Origin of the sequence: Amycolatopsis sp. NBC_00345 (genome assembly GCF_036116635.1) — a bacterium.
Taxonomy (GTDB): Bacteria; Actinomycetota; Actinomycetes; order Mycobacteriales; family Pseudonocardiaceae; genus Amycolatopsis.
The window spans coordinates 3,121,683-3,138,498 of sequence record NZ_CP107995.1 but is presented as its reverse complement, the minus strand read 5'-3'; the positions used below and the strand labels follow the sequence as shown (position 1 = coordinate 3,138,498).

Here is a 16,816-nt window from a genome sequence, read left to right as displayed (position 1 = left end):
CCCACCGCCACGACACGATTGAGGACAAGCCAGTGCAGGAAGACCAGCAGGACAAGATCGTCGACTACCTGCGACGCGTGACGGCTGATCTCCGTGGTGCGCGGGAGCGGGTCGAGGAGCTCGAATCCCGGGGGCACGAGCCGATCGCCATCGTGGGGATGGGCTGCCGCTACCCGGGCGGGATCGCCTCCCCGGAGGACCTGTGGCAGGTCGTCGCCGACGGTATCGACGCCATCACCGGGTTCCCGGGCAACCGCGGCTGGGACCTGGCCGGCCTCTACGACCCGGACCCCGGGCACCCGGGGACCTCCTACACCCGCTCCGGTGGATTCCTGCACAGCGCGGGCGAATTCGACCCGGGGTTCTTCGGCATCGCCCCCCGCGAGGCACTGGCGACCGACGCCCAGCAGCGGCTGCTGCTCGAAGTGTCGTGGGAGGCGATCGAGCGGGCGGGCCTGGACCCGGTCGCCCTGCGCGGGAGCCGGACGGGGGTGTTCGCCGGCGTCATGTACAGCGACTACGCCTCGATCCTCGCCGGCGACGAGTTCGACGGGTTCCGCGGCAACGGCAGCGCGCCGAGCGTCGTCTCCGGGCGGGTGGCCTACACCCTCGGCCTCGAAGGCCCGGTCGTCACCGTGGACACGGCCTGCTCGTCCTCGCTGGTGACCCTGCACCTCGCCGCGCAGGCCCTGCGCGGCGGCGAGTGCACCCTGGCGCTCGCGGGCGGGGTCGCGGTGATGTCGACGCCGGAGGTGTTCGTCGAGATGTCCCGCCAGCGCGGGCTCGCCGAAGACGGCCGCTGCAAGTCCTTCTCCGACGACGCCGACGGGGTCGGCTGGGCCGAAGGCGTGGGCGTGCTGGTCCTGGAAAAGCTTTCCGACGCCCAGCGGCTCGGCCACCCGGTGCTGGCGGTGCTGCGCGGCAGCGCGGTGAACTCCGACGGCGCCTCGAACGGCCTGACCGCGCCGAACGGTCCTTCGCAGCAGCGCGTGATCCGGGCCGCGCTGGCCGACGCCGGTCTGTCCACTTCGGACGTCGACGTGGTCGAGGCGCACGGTACCGGCACCGCGCTGGGCGACCCGATCGAGGCGCAGGCGCTGCTGGCGACTTACGGACAGGACCGGGAAACTCCGCTGCTGCTCGGTTCGCTCAAGTCCAATATCGGCCACACCCAGGCCGCCGCCGGCGTCGCGGGCGTGATCAAGATGGTGCTCGCGATGCGGGCGGGCCAGGCGCCGAGGACGTTGCACCTGGGCACGCCGTCCACCCAGGTGGACTGGACCGAGGGCGCGGTCGCGCTGCTGGCCGAGCCGGCCGCGTGGCCGGTGGCGGACCGCCCGCGCCGGGCGGGCGTGTCCTCGTTCGGGATCAGCGGCACGAACGCGCACGTGATCCTGGAGCAGGCGCCGGAGATCGCCGAAGCCGGCCCCGAGCCGGAGACTGCCGGAGCCGAGCCCGCTTACTCGCCGTCGGTCGTGCCCTGGCTGGTCTCCGGGCGGTCGGCGGCCGCGCTGGACTCCCAGCTCGCCACCCTCACGTCCTTCGTGGCCGCGAACCCGGGCCTCACCTCGCTGGACCTCGGGTACTCGCTGGCCACCAGCCGCTCCGTCTTCGAACACCGGGCCGTGCTCCTGGGTGACGAGGTCGTCCGGGGGGTGGCCGAAGAGCGTTCGGTCGCGATGCTCTTCTCCGGCCAGGGCAGCCAGCGGCTGGGTATGGGCCGCGAGCTGTACGAGCGGTTTCCGGTGTTCGCGGAGGCGATCGACGAGGTGTTCGCCGAGTTCGACGTCCGGTTGGACGGGTCGTTGCGTGACGTCATGTGGGGCGATGACGCGGAGGTGTTGAACCGCACCGGCTGGGCTCAACCGGCGTTGTTCGCGGTCGAGGTGGCACTGTTCCGGTTGGCGCGGTCGTGGGGGATTGAGCCCGAGTTCACCGCCGGGCACTCGATCGGCGAGGTCACCGCCGCTCATGCCGCGGGTGTTTTCTCCTTGCCGGACGCGTGTGCGCTGGTTGCCGCGCGTGCTCGATTGATGGAGGCGTTGCCCGCCGGTGGCGCGATGGCGTCGGTGCAAGCGAGCGAAGACGAAGTCACCCCGTTGCTTGACGGCCAGGTGGCGATCGCCGGTGTGAACGGTCCGGCCGCGGTGGTGGTGTCCGGTGCGGTCGACGCGGTTGAGCGGATTGTCGCGGTCTTTTCGGCGCAGGGCCGGAAAACGAAGCGGCTCACGGTGTCGCACGCGTTCCATTCACCGTTGATGGATCCGATGCTGGCGGAGTTCCGTCGCGCGATCGAGGGCGTCACGTTCACCGCGCCCCGGATCCCGGTGATTTCCAACGTCACTGGCCAGCTGGCCACGGATGAGTTGTGCTCCCCGGATTACTGGGTCCGTCATGTCCGGGAAGCGGTGCGGTTCGCCGACGGCATCCGGACGCTGCGCGGGGCCGGCGTCACCTGTTTCACCGAGCTGGGCCCGGACGGGGTGCTGTCGGCGATGGCACTGGAAACCCTGGCCGACGACCCCGGGAGCGTGGTGGCGGTTCCGTTGCTGCGCAAGGACCGCGGCGAGGAGGACGCCGTCCTCACCGCGCTCGCCCGGCTGCACGTCACCGGGACCGTCGTCGGCTGGAAGCAGTTCTTCGCCGGCGCCCACGCCCGCCGGGTCGACCTCCCGACCTACGCCTTCCAGCACGAAACCCTGTGGCCGGCGCCGTTTCCGGCGGTGGGCGACCTCTCCGCGGCCGGCCTGGTCCCGGCGGCGCACCCGCTGCTCGGCGCGTCGGTCTCGCCGGCCGGCAGCGACGGCGAACTGTTCACCGGGCGCCTCTCGGTGGCGACCCATCCGTGGCTCGCCGACCACGCGGTCGGCGACGTCGTGCTTTTTCCCGGCACCGGTTTCCTCGAGCTGGCCGTACGCGCGGGCGACGAGGCCGGCTGCGACCTGGTGGAGGAACTGACCCTGGCCGCGCCGCTGGTGCTGGGCACGGAAGACGCCGTCGTGCTGCAGGTGTCCGTCGGTAGCCCGGACGCATCGGGCCGGCGCGCGGTCACCGTCTACTCCCGCCCGGCCGGCGCCCCCGACCAGCCGTGGGTACGGCACGCGATGGGCACACTCGCCACCGGAGGGCAGGCGGCGGCGTTCGACACCACCGTCTGGCCGCCCGAGGGCGCGACCGCGGTCGGCCTGGACGGGTTCTACGAGGAGACCGCGGAGGCCGGATTCGCTTACGGCCCGGCGTTCCAGGGGCTGCGCGCGGTGTGGCGTCGAGGTGACGAGGTCTTCGCCGACATCGCCTTGCCGGAGGAAGCCGGCGGCGGCGAACGGTTCGGCCTGCACCCGGCGCTGCTGGACGCGGCCCTGCACGCGACGAGTTTCGCCGGGCTCGGCACGGACGGGCAGCGTCTGCTCCCGTTCACCTGGACCGGCGTGTCCCTGCACGCCGGTGGCGCCGAGCAGCTGCGCGTCCGGCTGAGCCGAACCGCCGACGACACCGTCGCGCTCGCCGTCGCCGACGTCGAAGGCGCACCGGTGATCACCGTGGAGTCGCTGGTCCTGCGCGAGGCCTCGAACGACGCCCCCGCCGCCCCCTCGGACGGTGCGCCGGACTCGCTCTTCCGGGTCGACTGGATCCCCGCGCCCGCCGAGCCCCGGTCGCCGGGTGTCACCTGCGCGGTTCTGGGACCGGACGTTTTCGGCCTGGCGCCGGCACTTTCGGCCCCGATCGCGCCGACGCTGGCCCAACTGGCCGAGGTCCCCGACGCGGTCCTGATGCCGATCGCCGGAGACCTCGACGGCGGTGGCCCGGCCGAAGTGCACGAGCTGACCGCCCAGGTGCTCGGCCTGGTGCAGTCCTGGCTGGCCGACAACCGGTTCGCCGAATCCCGGCTCGTGGTCGTCACCCGCGGGGCGGTCTCCACCGCCGGTGAGGACGCACCGGATCTCGCGGCTGCGGCGATCTGGGGCCTGATCCGCTCGGCGCAGGCGGAGAACCCCGGCCGGTTCCTGCTCGTCGACCTCGATACAGACCTCGACGCAGGCACCGGAATCGCCGCTGCACTGCCGAATCTGCTCGCTTCCGGCGAGCAGCAGTTCGCGCTGCGCGGCGACGCCGTCCTCCGCGCCCGGCTGGCGCGTCTCGCGACCGGCCCGGCACTGACCGTTCCGGCGGGCGACGCACCGTGGCGGCTCGGCACCCACCGGCGGGGCAGCGTCGACAACCTCGTGCTGCTGCCCTCGACCGGAGCGGAACCGTTGAGCGGCAGGGAAGTCCGGGTCGGCGTCACCGCCGCGGGCCTGAACTTCCGGGACGTCCTCAACGCGCTCGGCATGTACCCCGGTGATCCCGGCCCGCTCGGCGCCGAGGCGGTGGGCGTGGTGGTCGAGGCCGGTCCGGACGCCTCGGACCTGCGGCCCGGCGACCGCGTCATGGGCATGGTCGCCGGCGGGTTCGGCCCGCTCGCGGTCGCCGACGAGCGTTTGCTGACCAGGGTCCCGGGCGCCTGGTCGGACGCGGAGGCGGCCTCGGTGCCGCTGGTGTTCCTGACCGCGTATTACGGCCTCACCGATCTTGCCGGGCTGCGGCCGGGCGAGTCGGTCCTGATCCACGCCGGCGCGGGCGGGGTCGGCATGGCCGCGATCCAGCTGGCGAAGCACCTCGGTGCCGAGGTCTACGCGACCGCCAGTGAAGGCAAGTGGGACGTCCTGCGCGGACTCGGCCTGCCCGACGACCACATCGCCTCCTCCCGGACCACCGACTTCGAGCAGCGCTTCGGCGAGGCCCGCGGCGGCCGCGGGGTCGACGTCGTGCTCAACGCGCTCACCGGCGAGCTGCTGGACGCCTCACTGCGGCTGCTCGCCCCGGGCGGGCGGTTCCTGGAGATGGGCAAGACCGACCTGCGCGACGCGGCTGACCTCCCGGCCGTGACGTACCGGGTGTTCGACATCGCCGACGCGGGCCCGGACCGCACGAGCGGAATGCTTTCGGAGCTCTCGGCGCTGTTCGCCACCGGCGCGCTGACGCCGCTGCCGGTGTCCACTTGGGACGTCCGGCGCGCGAAGGACGCCTTCCGCCACATGAGCCAGGCGCGCCACGTCGGCAAGATCGTCCTGACCATGCCGCCGGTCTGGGACGCCGAAGGCACCGTGCTCGTCACCGGCGGCACGGGCGGGCTGGGCCGCCTGCTCGCCCGGCACCTGGCCACCACGCGCGGGGTCCGGCACCTGCTGCTGGCCAGCCGCCGGGGCCCGGATTCCCCGGGCGCGGCCGAACTCCGCGACACGCTGGCCGCCGCCGGTGCCGAGGTCACGATCGCCGCGTGCGACACCTCCGACGCGGACGCCGTCACCGCACTGCTCGCCGGGATTCCCACCGCGCACCCGCTGACCGCGGTGGTGCACACCGCGGGTGTGCTCGACGACGGCCTCGTCGAATCGCTGACCCCCGAACGCCTGGACGGGGTCCTGCGGCCGAAGGTCGACGCCGCCTGGCATCTGCACGAAGCGACCCGTGACCTCGGCCTCGCCGCGTTTGTCGTGTTCTCCTCGGTCGCCGGGGTGCTGGGCAGCCCGGGCCAGGGCAACTACGCGGCCGCGAACACCTTCCTCGACGCCCTCGCCCAGCGACGCCGGCGTGCGGGCCTGCCGGCGACCTCGGTGGCCTGGGGGCCGTGGGCGCACAGCAGCGGGATGACCGACGGGCTGAGCGAGGTGGACGTCCGCCGCATGGACAACGCCGGGCTCCCGCCGGTCACCGCGGAGCAGGGCCTGGCCCTGTTCGACGCCGCGGTCGCCGCCGACGAGGCACTGGTGGTCGCGATGCGGGTCAACGCGGGCGCCCTGCGGTCCCGGGCCCACGTGCAGCCGCTGATGCAGGGCCTGGCCGGCGGAGTCCGCCGCACGGCCGCGAAGACCTCGCCGAGTGGCACGGCGGCGAACCTCGCCCAGCAGCTCGCGGGTTTCGCCGCCGCGGAACGCCTGCGCTTCCTGACCGACCTGGTGCGCTCCGACGCGGCGGCGGTGCTCGGGCACACGTCGTCCGCCTCGATCGACGCCCGGGAGAGCTTCCGCCAGCACGGCTTCGATTCGCTGACCGCCGTGGAGCTGCGGAACCGGCTGGCCGAGGCGGCCGGCCTCCGGCTGCCCTCGACGCTGGTGTTCGACTACCCGACGCCCGAGGGCCTCGCGGAGTTCCTGCTCGGTGAGCTGGACGGCGCCGACGCCCCCCAGCCGGCCGTCCCGGCGAGTGTCGCCGGGCCGGGCTCTGCTGGTTCGGACGCTGCTGGTTCGGGCTCGGCCGAAGACCCGGTGGTCATCGTGGGCATGAGCTGCCGCTTCCCCGGCGGGGTCCGCTCCCCGGAGGACCTCTGGCAGCTCGTCCGGACCGGCTCGGACGCCATCGGGGGATTCCCGACCGACCGCGGCTGGGATCTCGAGATGCTCGCCGGCGGCGGGCCCGGCAGCAGCGAAACGCGCGAAGGCGGTTTCCTCTACGACGTCGCCGACTTCGACGCCGAGTTCTTCGGGATCGCCCCGCGCGAGGCGCTGGCGATGGACCCGCAGCAGCGGCTGCTGCTCGAAAGCACCTGGCAGGCCGTCGAAAGCGCGGGCATCGCGCCGAACACCCTGCGCGGCCGCCAGGCGGGCGTGTTCGTCGGCGCCAGCCACACCCACTACACCGAGACACTGGGCCGCGCGGCCGAAGGCTTGGAGGGGTTGATCCTCACCGGCAACACCTCCAGCGTGATGTCGGGCCGCCTGTCGTACACGCTCGGTCTCGAGGGCCCGTCGGTCACTGTGGACACCGCGTGCTCGTCTTCGCTGGTGGCACTGCACATGGCCGTGCGATCGCTGCGCAGCGGAGAGTGCGCGCTCGCGCTCGCCGGCGGCGTGACGGTGATGGCGACCTCGGACAGCTTCAGCGAGTTCGCCCGCGCGGGCGGGCTTTCCCCCGACGGGCGGTGCCGCGCGTTCTCCGACCACGCCAACGGCACCGGCTGGTCCGAGGGCGTCGGCATGCTCGTGCTGGAGCGGCTTTCCGAGGCCCAGCGCCAAGGCCACGAGGTGCTGGCGGTGGTGCGCGGTGCCGCGGTCAACTCCGACGGCGCGTCGAACGGCTTGACCGCGCCCAACGGTCCGTCCCAGCAGCGGGTGATCCGGGCGGCGCTGGCCGACGCCGGTCTGTCCACTTCGGACGTCGACCTGGTCGAGGCCCACGGGACGGGCACCCGGCTCGGCGATCCGATCGAGGCGCAGGCCTTGCTGGCCACCTATGGCCAGGACCGCGCGCGGCCGGTGCGGCTGGGCTCGCTGAAGTCGAACCTCGGCCACGCGCAGGCGGCCTCGGGCGTCGGGGGCGTGATCAAGATGGTGCAGTCGCTGCGGCACGGCGTGATGCCCGCGACCCTGCACGCCGAGGAGCCGTCGTCGCAAGTGGACTGGTCGGCCGGCGCCGTCGAGCTGCTGACCGAAGGGGCGCCCTGGCCGGAGCTGGACCGGCCGCGCCGCGCGGCGGTCTCGTCGTTCGGCATCAGCGGCACCAACGCCCACGTGATCCTCGAACAGGCACCGGTCCCGGCGGAGCCCGCGCCGCGCGAGCCCGGCACCGGCACCCGGCCGTGGGTGCTCTCGGCGGCGTCGGACCGGGCGCTGCGCGAGCAGGCGGCCCGGCTCCGGGCCTTCGCGGACCGGAACCCCGAACTGCCCCCGGTCGACGTCGGCTGGTCGCTGGTCAGCACCCGCGCGCCCCTGCCGTACCGCGGCGCGGTGCTCGGCGAGACCCGGCAGGACTTCCTCGACGGCTTGGCCGCGCTGGCCGAAGACGGGCCGTCGCCGTCGGTCGTGACCGGCCAGGCCGCCGGTGCGGGCCTGCCGGTGTTCGTGTTCCCCGGACAGGGTTCCCAATGGTGGGGGATGGGCCGGGAACTCCTCGCCACCTCGGCGGTGTTCCGCGACAGCGTGCGATCCTGCGCCGAGGCCCTCGCCCCGTTCGTGGACTGGCCGGTCGAGGACGTCGTCGCCGGTATCGGGGACCCGGCCCGGCTGGAGCGCGTCGACGTCGTCCAGCCCGCGCTGTTCACGGTGATGGTCGGGCTGGCGCAGGTGTGGCGATCCCACGGCGTCGAGCCCGCCGCCGTGATCGGCCACTCGCAGGGCGAGATCGCGGCGGCCCACGTGGCCGGCGCCCTTTCCCTCGAAGACGCCGCGCGGGTGGTCGCCTTGCGCAGTAAGGCTTTGCTGGGGCTCTCGGGCCTCGGCGGGATGGTCTCGATCGCCGCGTCGGCCGAGCGGGTTTCGGACCTGCTGCTGCCGTTCGGCGAAAGCGTTTCGCTGGCCGCGGTCAACGGCCCGTCGTCGGTGGCGGTGTCCGGCACGCCCGCCGCGCTCGACGGGCTGCTGGCGGAGTGCGTGAGCCAGGACGTCCGCGCCCGCCGGATCGCCGTGGACTACGCCTCGCACGGCCCTCAGGTCGAGACCGTGCGCGAGGAGCTGCTCCGGGTCCTCGCCCCGGTCCGGCCCCGGGCGGCCCAGGTGCCGTTCTGCTCGACGGTGACCGGCGCGCTGATCGACACCACCGGACTCGACGCGGGCTACTGGTACACGAACCTGCGGCAGACCGTTCAGCTGGAGCGGGCGACCCGCGCGCTGGTGACCGGCGGACACGGGGTGTTCGTCGAAGCGAGCCCGCATCCGGTGCTGCTGGGCGGCGTGCAGGAGACCGTCGAATCCGAGGGCGGTGACTCGAGCGCGGTGCTCGGCTCGTTGCGTCGGGACGAAGGCGGCACGAGGCGTTTCCTCACCTCGCTCGCCGAAGCGCACACGCACGGCGTGCCGGTGGACTGGAGCAGCGTGTTCGCCGACGGCGACCCGCGAACGGTCACCCTGCCCACGTACGCCTTCCAGCGCCGCCGTTTCTGGGCCGACGCCGAACGCGAGCCGGCGGCCCAGCCCGGCCCGGCGCCGGACACCGAGTTCTGGCAGCTGGTCCGGAGCGGCGATGTGAAGTCGCTGGCCGGGGAGCTGGGGCTCGACGGCGAGTTCGGGCCCCTGGAGGCGGTACTCCCGGCCCTGTCGGAATGGCACGCCCGGTCCCGCCGTGATTCGGTCGTCGACGGCTGGCGCTACCGCGTCGAGTGGCACCCGGTGACCGCGGCCGACGCGGAACCGGATGGCACCTGGCTGCTCGTCACCGCCGAGGACGGCCCGCTCTCGGACGAGGTCGCCGCCGCCCTGCACGCGGCCGGTGCTTCGGTCCGGTGCCAGGTGATCACCGCCGCCGGCCGCGAACGCGTGGCCGAGCAGGTGAAATCCGCGCTCGACGGCGTGACCCCGGCCGGGATCGTCTCGCTGCTCGGTCTCGACGAAGAGCCGTGCGCGGAGGACGTCCCAGGTGGGCTGGCCGGCACGGTGGCGCTGGTCCAGGCCTTGGGCGAGCTGGGTCTCGAAGCACCGCTGTGGTGCCTGACCCGCGGCGCGGTGGCCGCCGGTTCCGGCGACGGGACGCTTCGCCCGGTGCAGGCCGCGCTGTGGGGCTTCGGCCGCGTGGCGGCGCTGGAACACCCGCCCCGCTGGGGCGGCCTGGTCGACCTGCCCGAGGTGCTCGACGCCCGCGCGGCGGCCCACCTCACCGGGGTACTGGCCGGCGCGTACCGCGAAGACCAGGTGGCGGTCCGCTCGTCGGGCGTGTTCGGCCGCCGTCTGGTGCGCGCGCCGGCCGCCGGTGGGCGCACGGGGTCCCCGTACCGTCCACATGGGACGGTGCTGGTCACCGGCGGCACCGGTGGGGTCGGGGCTCGGGTGGCCCGATGGGTCGCCGCGAACGGGGCCGGCCACGTGGTGCTGGCCGGCCGGCGCGGGCCTGCCGCCCCCGGCGCCGACACCCTGCGCGCCGAACTGGAGGACACTGGCGCCCGGGTGACGGTGGAAGCCTGCGACGTCGGCGATCGCGCGGCACTCGCCGCGCTGCTGGGCCGGATCCCGGCGGAGTTCCCGTTGACCGCGGTGTTCCACGCCGCCGGGGTGCCCGACGACGACCCGGTGGCGGCACTGACCCCCGAGGGGCTCGCGGCCGTTCTCCGCTCCAAGCTGGCCGGCGCGCGGAACCTCCACGAGCTGACCGGTGACCTCGAGCAGTTCGTGTTGTTCTCCTCGGGCGCGGCGATCTGGGGCAGTGGCGGGCAGCCCGGTTACGCCGCGGCGAACGCCTACCTCGACGCGCTGGCCGAACTCCGCGTGAGCCGGGGACTCGCCGCGACCTCGGTGTCCTGGGGCTCGTGGGGGGAGACCGGCATGGCCGCCGAAGCCGGCGTCCGCGCCGCGCTGCAGCGGGCCGGGGTCGGCCCGATGGACCCGGAACTGGCGATCTCCGCGCTGGGCCGCGCCCTCGACGAGGGCCGGGCCACCCTGACGGTCGCGGACGTCGACTGGGCGCGGTTCGCCCCGCCGTTCACCGCGATGCGGCCGAGCCCGCTGCTGTCCACACTCCCCGAAGTCCTTGCCGCACTTGAGGTCCCGGCCGACACCGAGGAGCCGGCGCTCAAGCAGCGCCTGCTCGGCCTGCCGAACGCCGAACGCGGCCGCGCCCTGCTCGGGGTCGTCCGCGCCGAGGTGGCGGCCGCGCTCGGGCACGACTCGGCCGAAACCGTGCCGGCGGACCGGCCGTTCCGCGACCTCGGGCTGAACTCGGTGGTCGCGGTGGCGCTGCGCAACCGGCTCGGCTCGGTGACCGGGCTGGCCCTGCCCGGGGCGCTCGTCTTCGACTACCCGACGCCGGACGCGCTGACCCGGCACCTGCTCGCCGAACTCCTGCCGGACGGCGCGGCGGCCCCGGCCGACGGCGAGGAGGCCGGGGTGCGGGCCGCGCTGGCCGCCATCCCGATCGGCCGCCTCCGGCAGTCGGGCCTGCTGGACATGCTGCTGCAGCTTTCCGACCGGCCGCTTTCCGACGGGCCTGGTGAGTTCGGGGAGCTGCCCGGCGATGGCGGCTCGATCGACGACATGGACGCCGAAAGCCTGCTGCGGCTCGCCGCCGAGGGCACGACGAACTGATGCTGGAGTGGAACTGATGACGAATTCGCCCGAGCCGTATGTCGAGGCCCTGCGCAAGTCGCTCAAGGAGGTCGAGCGCCTGCGCCGGCAGAACGAGCAGCTCGTCGCCGCGACGGTCGAGCCGATGGCCGTGGTCGGGATCGGCTGCCGGTTCCCCGGCGGGGTGAGCTCGCCCGAGGCGCTGTGGCAGCTGGTCGAAGAAGGGCGCGACGCCGTCGGGCCGTTCCCCACCGACCGGGGCTGGGACTTCGACGCGCTCCGCGGCGAGGGCCGCGACCGCAGCGGCGCCCGTGAGGGCGGCTTCCTGGACCACGTGGCCGATTTCGACGCCGCGTTCTTCGGGATCTCGCCCCGCGAGGCCGCGGCGATGGATCCGCAGCAGCGGGTCCTGCTGGAGACGGCGTGGGAGGCGCTCGAGCGCGCCGGGATCGACCCGCTGTCGCTGCACGGCAGCCGGACGGGGGTGTTCATCGGCACGACCGGGCAGGACTACGCCGAGCTGGTGGCGAAGGCGGGTGCCGAAGCGGACGCCCACGCGGCCACCGGGCTGCTCGCGAGTGTCCTTTCGGGCCGGGTGTCCTACTCGTTCGGCTTCGAAGGCCCTTCGGTAACCATCGACACCGGCTGTTCGTCGTCGCTGGTCTCGCTGCAGCTGGCCGCGCAGGCCCTGCGCAACGGTGAATGCTCGCTGGCGCTGGCCGGCGGCGTGACGGTGATGGCGACGCCGTCGGGGTTCGTCGAGTTCACCCGGCAGGGCGGGCTCGCGCCCGACGGGCGCTGCAAGTCGTTCGCCGAGGCCGCCGACGGCACCGGCTGGTCGGAAGGCGCCGGCGTCCTGGTGGTGGAGCGGTTGTCCGACGCCCGGCGCCACGGCCACGAGGTGCTGGCCGTGGTGCGCGGCGGCGCGGTGAACTCCGACGGCGCGTCGAACGGCCTGACCGCGCCGAACGGCCTGTCCCAGCAGCGGGTGATCAAGGCCGCGCTGGCCGCCTCCGGGCTCACCCCGGCCGACATCGACGCGGTCGAAGGGCATGGCACCGGGACCACCCTCGGCGACCCGATCGAGGCGCAGGCCCTGCTCGCCGCCTACGGCCCCGGCCGCGACCGTCCACTGTGGATCGGTTCGGTCAAGTCGAACCTCGCCCACACCCAGGGCGCGGCCGGCGCCGCGGGCGTGATCAAGATGATCATGGCCATGCGGCACGGGGTGCTGCCGCCGACGATCCACGTCGACGCCCCCAGCTCCCACGTCGACTGGTCCGCCGGCGGGGTGGCGGTGACCACCGAGCGGATGCCCTGGCCGGAGACCGGCCGCCCGCGCCGCGCCGGGGTCTCTTCGTTCGGGATCAGCGGCACCAACGCCCACGTCATCCTCGAACAGGCCCCCGCAGACATTCCGGCGACCCCGGACGTCGCCGCTACCTCGGCCACCCCGGCTGCCGATACCCCGGCTACCCCGGCCACCGCTACCCCGGGCATCCGGGACATCCCGGACGCCGCCGCTACCTCGGCCACCCCGGCCGCCACTACCCCGGGCACCCGGGCCACCGCGGCCACCCCGGCGCCGGAGCCCGGCACCCCGGACCCGATCGTGCCGTGGCTGCTGTCGGCTCGAACCGAGCGCGGCCTGCGGGCCCAGGCCCGCAACCTGCTCGGATTCCTCACCGAAGCACCGCAGGCTCCCGCCGACACGGCGTTCTCCCTGGCCACCACGCGCGCCTCGCTCGAACGGCGGGCGGTCGTCGTCGGGACCGGCCAGGACGAGCTGCTCGCCGGCTTGCGGGCGATCGCCGCGGGGGAGCCGGCGGCCGGCCTCGTCTCCGGCGGCGCCGCCCACGCCCGCGGCGCCGTGCTGGTCTTCCCCGGCCAGGGTTCCCAATGGATCGGGATGGGCGCCGAACTGCTGCGGGCGTCCCCCGCGTTCGCGGCCCGGATCGCCGAGTGCGAGGAGGCCTTGCGGCCCTTCACCGACTGGTCGCTGGCCTCGGTGCTGCGCGGCGACGAGGGCTCGGCAGACCTCTCCCGGGTCGACGTCGCGCAGCCCGCGCTCTGGGCGATGATGGTTTCGCTGGCCGCGGTCTGGCTGGCCCACGGGGTGGAGGCCGCCGCGGTCATCGGCCACTCACAGGGCGAGATCGCGGCCGCGTGTGTCGCGGGTGGACTGTCGCTCGCCGACGGCGCCCGGATCGTCGCGGTCCGCAGCCAGGCCATCGCGCGCGGACTGTCCAGCCGGGGCGGCATGGTGTCGGTCGCGGCGAACCACGAGGAGGTGCTGAGCCGGCTGGAGCGCTGGGCGGGCCGGGTCTCGGTCGCCGCGGTCAACGGACCGTCCACAGTGGTCGTTTCCGGGGAGCCCGAGGCACTGGACGAGCTGATTGCCTCGTACGCGGGCGAAGGCGTGCGGGCGAAGAAGATCGCCGTGGACTACGCGTCGCATTCGGCTCAGGTCGACGAGCTGCGCGAGGAGCTCGCCTCGAGCCTGTCCGCGATCACGCCGCGCAGCTCCGAAGTGCCGTTCTTCTCCACGGTGACCGGCGACTGGATCGACACCGCCGAGCTCGGCGCCGCTTACTGGTTCACCAACCTGCGCACCACCGTGCAGCTGGAGGCCTCGGTCCGGTCCCTGCTCGACGCCGGGCACGAGGTGTTCATCGAGTGCTCGCCCCATCCGGTGCTCGCCACCGGCCTGCAGGACACCATCGACTCCGCGGGCGCCACCGGCGCCGTGGTGCTCGGCTCGCTGCGCCGCGACGACGGTGGCCGGACCCGTTTGCTCACCGCACTCGCCGAGGCGCACGTGCACGGCGTCCCGCTCGACTGGCGCGACCTCGTGGCCGGTGGCCGCCGGGCCGACCTCCCGACCTACGCCTTCCAGCGCGAGCGGCACTGGCTGGAACCGCGGGAGGGCTCGGCGAACCCGGCGGACCTCGGCCTGGACCTGGCCGACCACCCCATGCTGGGTGCCACGCTCGGCCGGGCCGGCAGCGATGGTGTCGTGCTGACCGGCCGGATCGGGCTCGCGTCGCATTCCTGGCTGGCCGACCACGTGGTCCTCGGCTCGGTTGTCGTCCCCGACACCGCTTTCGTCGAATGGGCCGTCCGCGCCGGTGACGAGGCCGGCCGCCGCGTGCTCGACGAACTGGCCGTGCACCGGCCGCTGGTCCTCGGCGAGGGGGAGTCGGTCCAGCTGCAGGTGGTCGTGGACGCCACCGCCGACACCGAGGCCGCCCAGGACGACGGCCGCTGCGCGGTCGCGGTCTACTCCCGGGCCGAAGACCCCGGAAGCGACCGGCCGTGGACCTGCCACGCCACTGCGACGCTGTCGGCGGCCTCCGCCGGCATCCCGGCCCCCGTCGAGGCGAGCTGGCCGCCGGAAGGCGCGCAGCCGGTGGAGATCGACGATTTCCTCGGCGCCGCGTTCGCCGCCGGACATGACCCGGGACCGGTGTTCCACAACCTCGTCGCCGTGTGGCGCCGCGGCGAGGAAGTCTTCGTGGAGACCGCGCTGCCCGAAGCCGTCCGCGCGGCCGGATCCCGGTTCGCCGTGCACCCGGCGCTGCTGCAGACCGCTCTCGCCGCGGCCCTCGCGCCGGACGCCGGGCCCGACGGCGGTCCGGGCCTGCCCTCGGTCTGGCAGGACGTCGAGGTGCACGCCACCGGCGCGACCGCGTTGCGGATCAGCCTCGCCCCGGCCGCGCCCGGCGGATGGTCGGTCACGGCGGCCGATCTGACCGGCGCCCCGGTGCTGAAAGCCGGTTCGGTCCGGCGGGGCACGATCCCGGCCGGCGGTTTCGCGCCCGCGGGGCCGTCCCACCGGGACTCGCTGTTCCAGGTCGAGTGGGTCCCCGTGCCCGGCGGTGACGGCCGTGAACCGACCGGTCACTGGGCCGTGCTCGGCGACGGGCCGATTCTGTCCATTGTGGAGCGTTCCGGTGTACCGGCGACCGGTTTCGCGGACCTCGGCGAACTCGGGACCGCTGATGACGCCGTCCCGAGCCTGCTGTTGCTGCCTGTGGCGCCGTCGACCGGTGCCGACGTCGCGGAGGCCGCGCACCAGGCGGTCCGCGACGTACTGGAAGCAGTCCAGGAATTCCTGCGCGACCGCAGGTTCGACGACGCGCACCTGGTCGTGCTCACCCGCCAGGCGGTCGCCGCCGCACCGGACGAGCACGTGCCCGGACTCGCCGAAGCGGGCGTGTGGGGACTGGTGCGGTCGGCCCAGTCCGAGAACCCCGGCCGGATCACCCTGGTCGACCTCGACGACGAGGACAGCTCCGGTAAGGCGCTGGTCACCGCGATCACCGGCGCCGTCGCCGCCGGTGAACCACAGATCGCGCTGCGCCGCGGCACTATCACCGCCGCCCGGCTCGTCCGCGCGAAGGCCGTCAAAGACCCAGCAAACCCAGCAGAGCCAACAGATCCAGCCGGCCCGTCAGGTTGGCAGCTGGACCCCACCGGCTCGGGCACCGTGCTCGTCACCGGCGGCACCGGCACCCTGGGCGCGCTGCTGTGCCGTCACCTGGTCGGACAACATGGGGTACGCCGGCTGCTGATCACCAGCCGCCGCGGTCTCAATGCTGCCGGAGCGAGGGAACTGCGCGACGAGCTGACCGGGATGGGGGCCGAGGTCGTCGTCGAAGCCTGTGACGCCGCGGACTACGGCGAACTGGCCGCGGTGCTGGCGCGGATTCCCGCCGGGCATCCGCTGTCCGGGGTGGTGCACCTGGCCGGGGTGCTCGACGACGGGGTACTCGACGCGCTGACCGGAGAGCGGGTGGAGAAGGTCCTGCGGCCCAAGGTCGACGCCGCGCTCAACCTGCACGAGCTCACCCGGAGCGCGGACCTTTCGGCGTTCGTCCTGTTCTCGTCGTTCTCCGGGGTTTCCGGCGCGGCCGGGCAGGCCGGCTACGCCGCGGCGAACACCTTCCTCGACGCACTGGCCCAGCATCGCCGGGCCGACGGCCTTCCCGCGGCGTCGCTGGCGTGGGGCTTCTGGGAGCAGCGCAGTGAATTGACCGGACGGCTGGACGCGACCGACCTCGCCCGGTTCCGCCGCGACGGCGTCCTGGCGATGACTGCCGAACAGGGCCTCGGCCTGTTCGATCGGGCGGCCACCGTCGACGACTCCCTGATGGTCACCGCTCCGCTGGACGTGCGGGCCATCGGCCGAAGCGAGATCGTCCCCGCGCTGCTGCGCAAGCTGGTGCCGGCCCCCGCGCGGCGGCTCGCCGGGAACGAAGCGGCCGCCACCGCAGGGCCCGGAATCCTGGACCGGCTCGCGGGCCGGAGCCCGGCCGAGCAGGAGAAGCTGGTGCTGGACCTGGTCCACCGCCACGTCGCGGCGGTACTGGGGTACGGCTCGGCGGGCGACGTCGAGCCCGAGCGCGGCTTCCTCGAACTGGGCATGACCTCGCTGACCGCGGTGGAGCTGCGCAACCGGCTGGCCGCCGACCTCGGCGTCCGGCTGCCGATCACGCTGATCTTCGACCACCCGACCCCGGCCGCGCTGGTCCGGCACGTCCGCGGGGAGCTGGGGGTGGACGCCGGACCGGCTCCGCTGCTGGCGGAACTCGAAAAGCTCGAAACGGCGGTGTCGGCGTCGGAACTGGATGCCGATACCCGTTCCCTGCTGGTGAAGCGGCTTGCCTCGCTCCAGTGGCGGCTGGAGGCGGCCGGCGAGCAGGACAGCGGGGAGACCGGCGAACTCACCGCGGCCAGCGACGACGAGATGTTCGCCTTCATCGACAAGGAACTCGGGCGCGGATAGCACC

At 74.0% G+C, this 16,816-nt stretch carries 2 protein-coding genes and 1 pseudogene; all 3 read left to right on the top strand.

Annotated elements, in window-relative coordinates; genetic code table 11:
* Positions 1-32 precede the first annotated feature (32 nt).
* Positions 33-92, top strand: a pseudogene (locus OG943_RS48335) (polyketide synthase docking domain-containing protein); the annotation flags it as partial.
* 60 nt (positions 93-152) lie between these two features.
* Positions 153-11,045, top strand: coding sequence for a type I polyketide synthase (locus OG943_RS13955; protein WP_442874786.1), 10,893 nt, complete (start codon positions 153-155; stop codon positions 11,043-11,045).
* A gap of 13 nt (positions 11,046-11,058) precedes the next feature.
* Entirely contained in the window at positions 11,059-16,812 is a 5,754-nt protein-coding gene (locus tag OG943_RS13950; protein ID WP_442874785.1) for an SDR family NAD(P)-dependent oxidoreductase, read from the top strand.
* Positions 16,813-16,816: the final 4 nt, after the last annotated feature.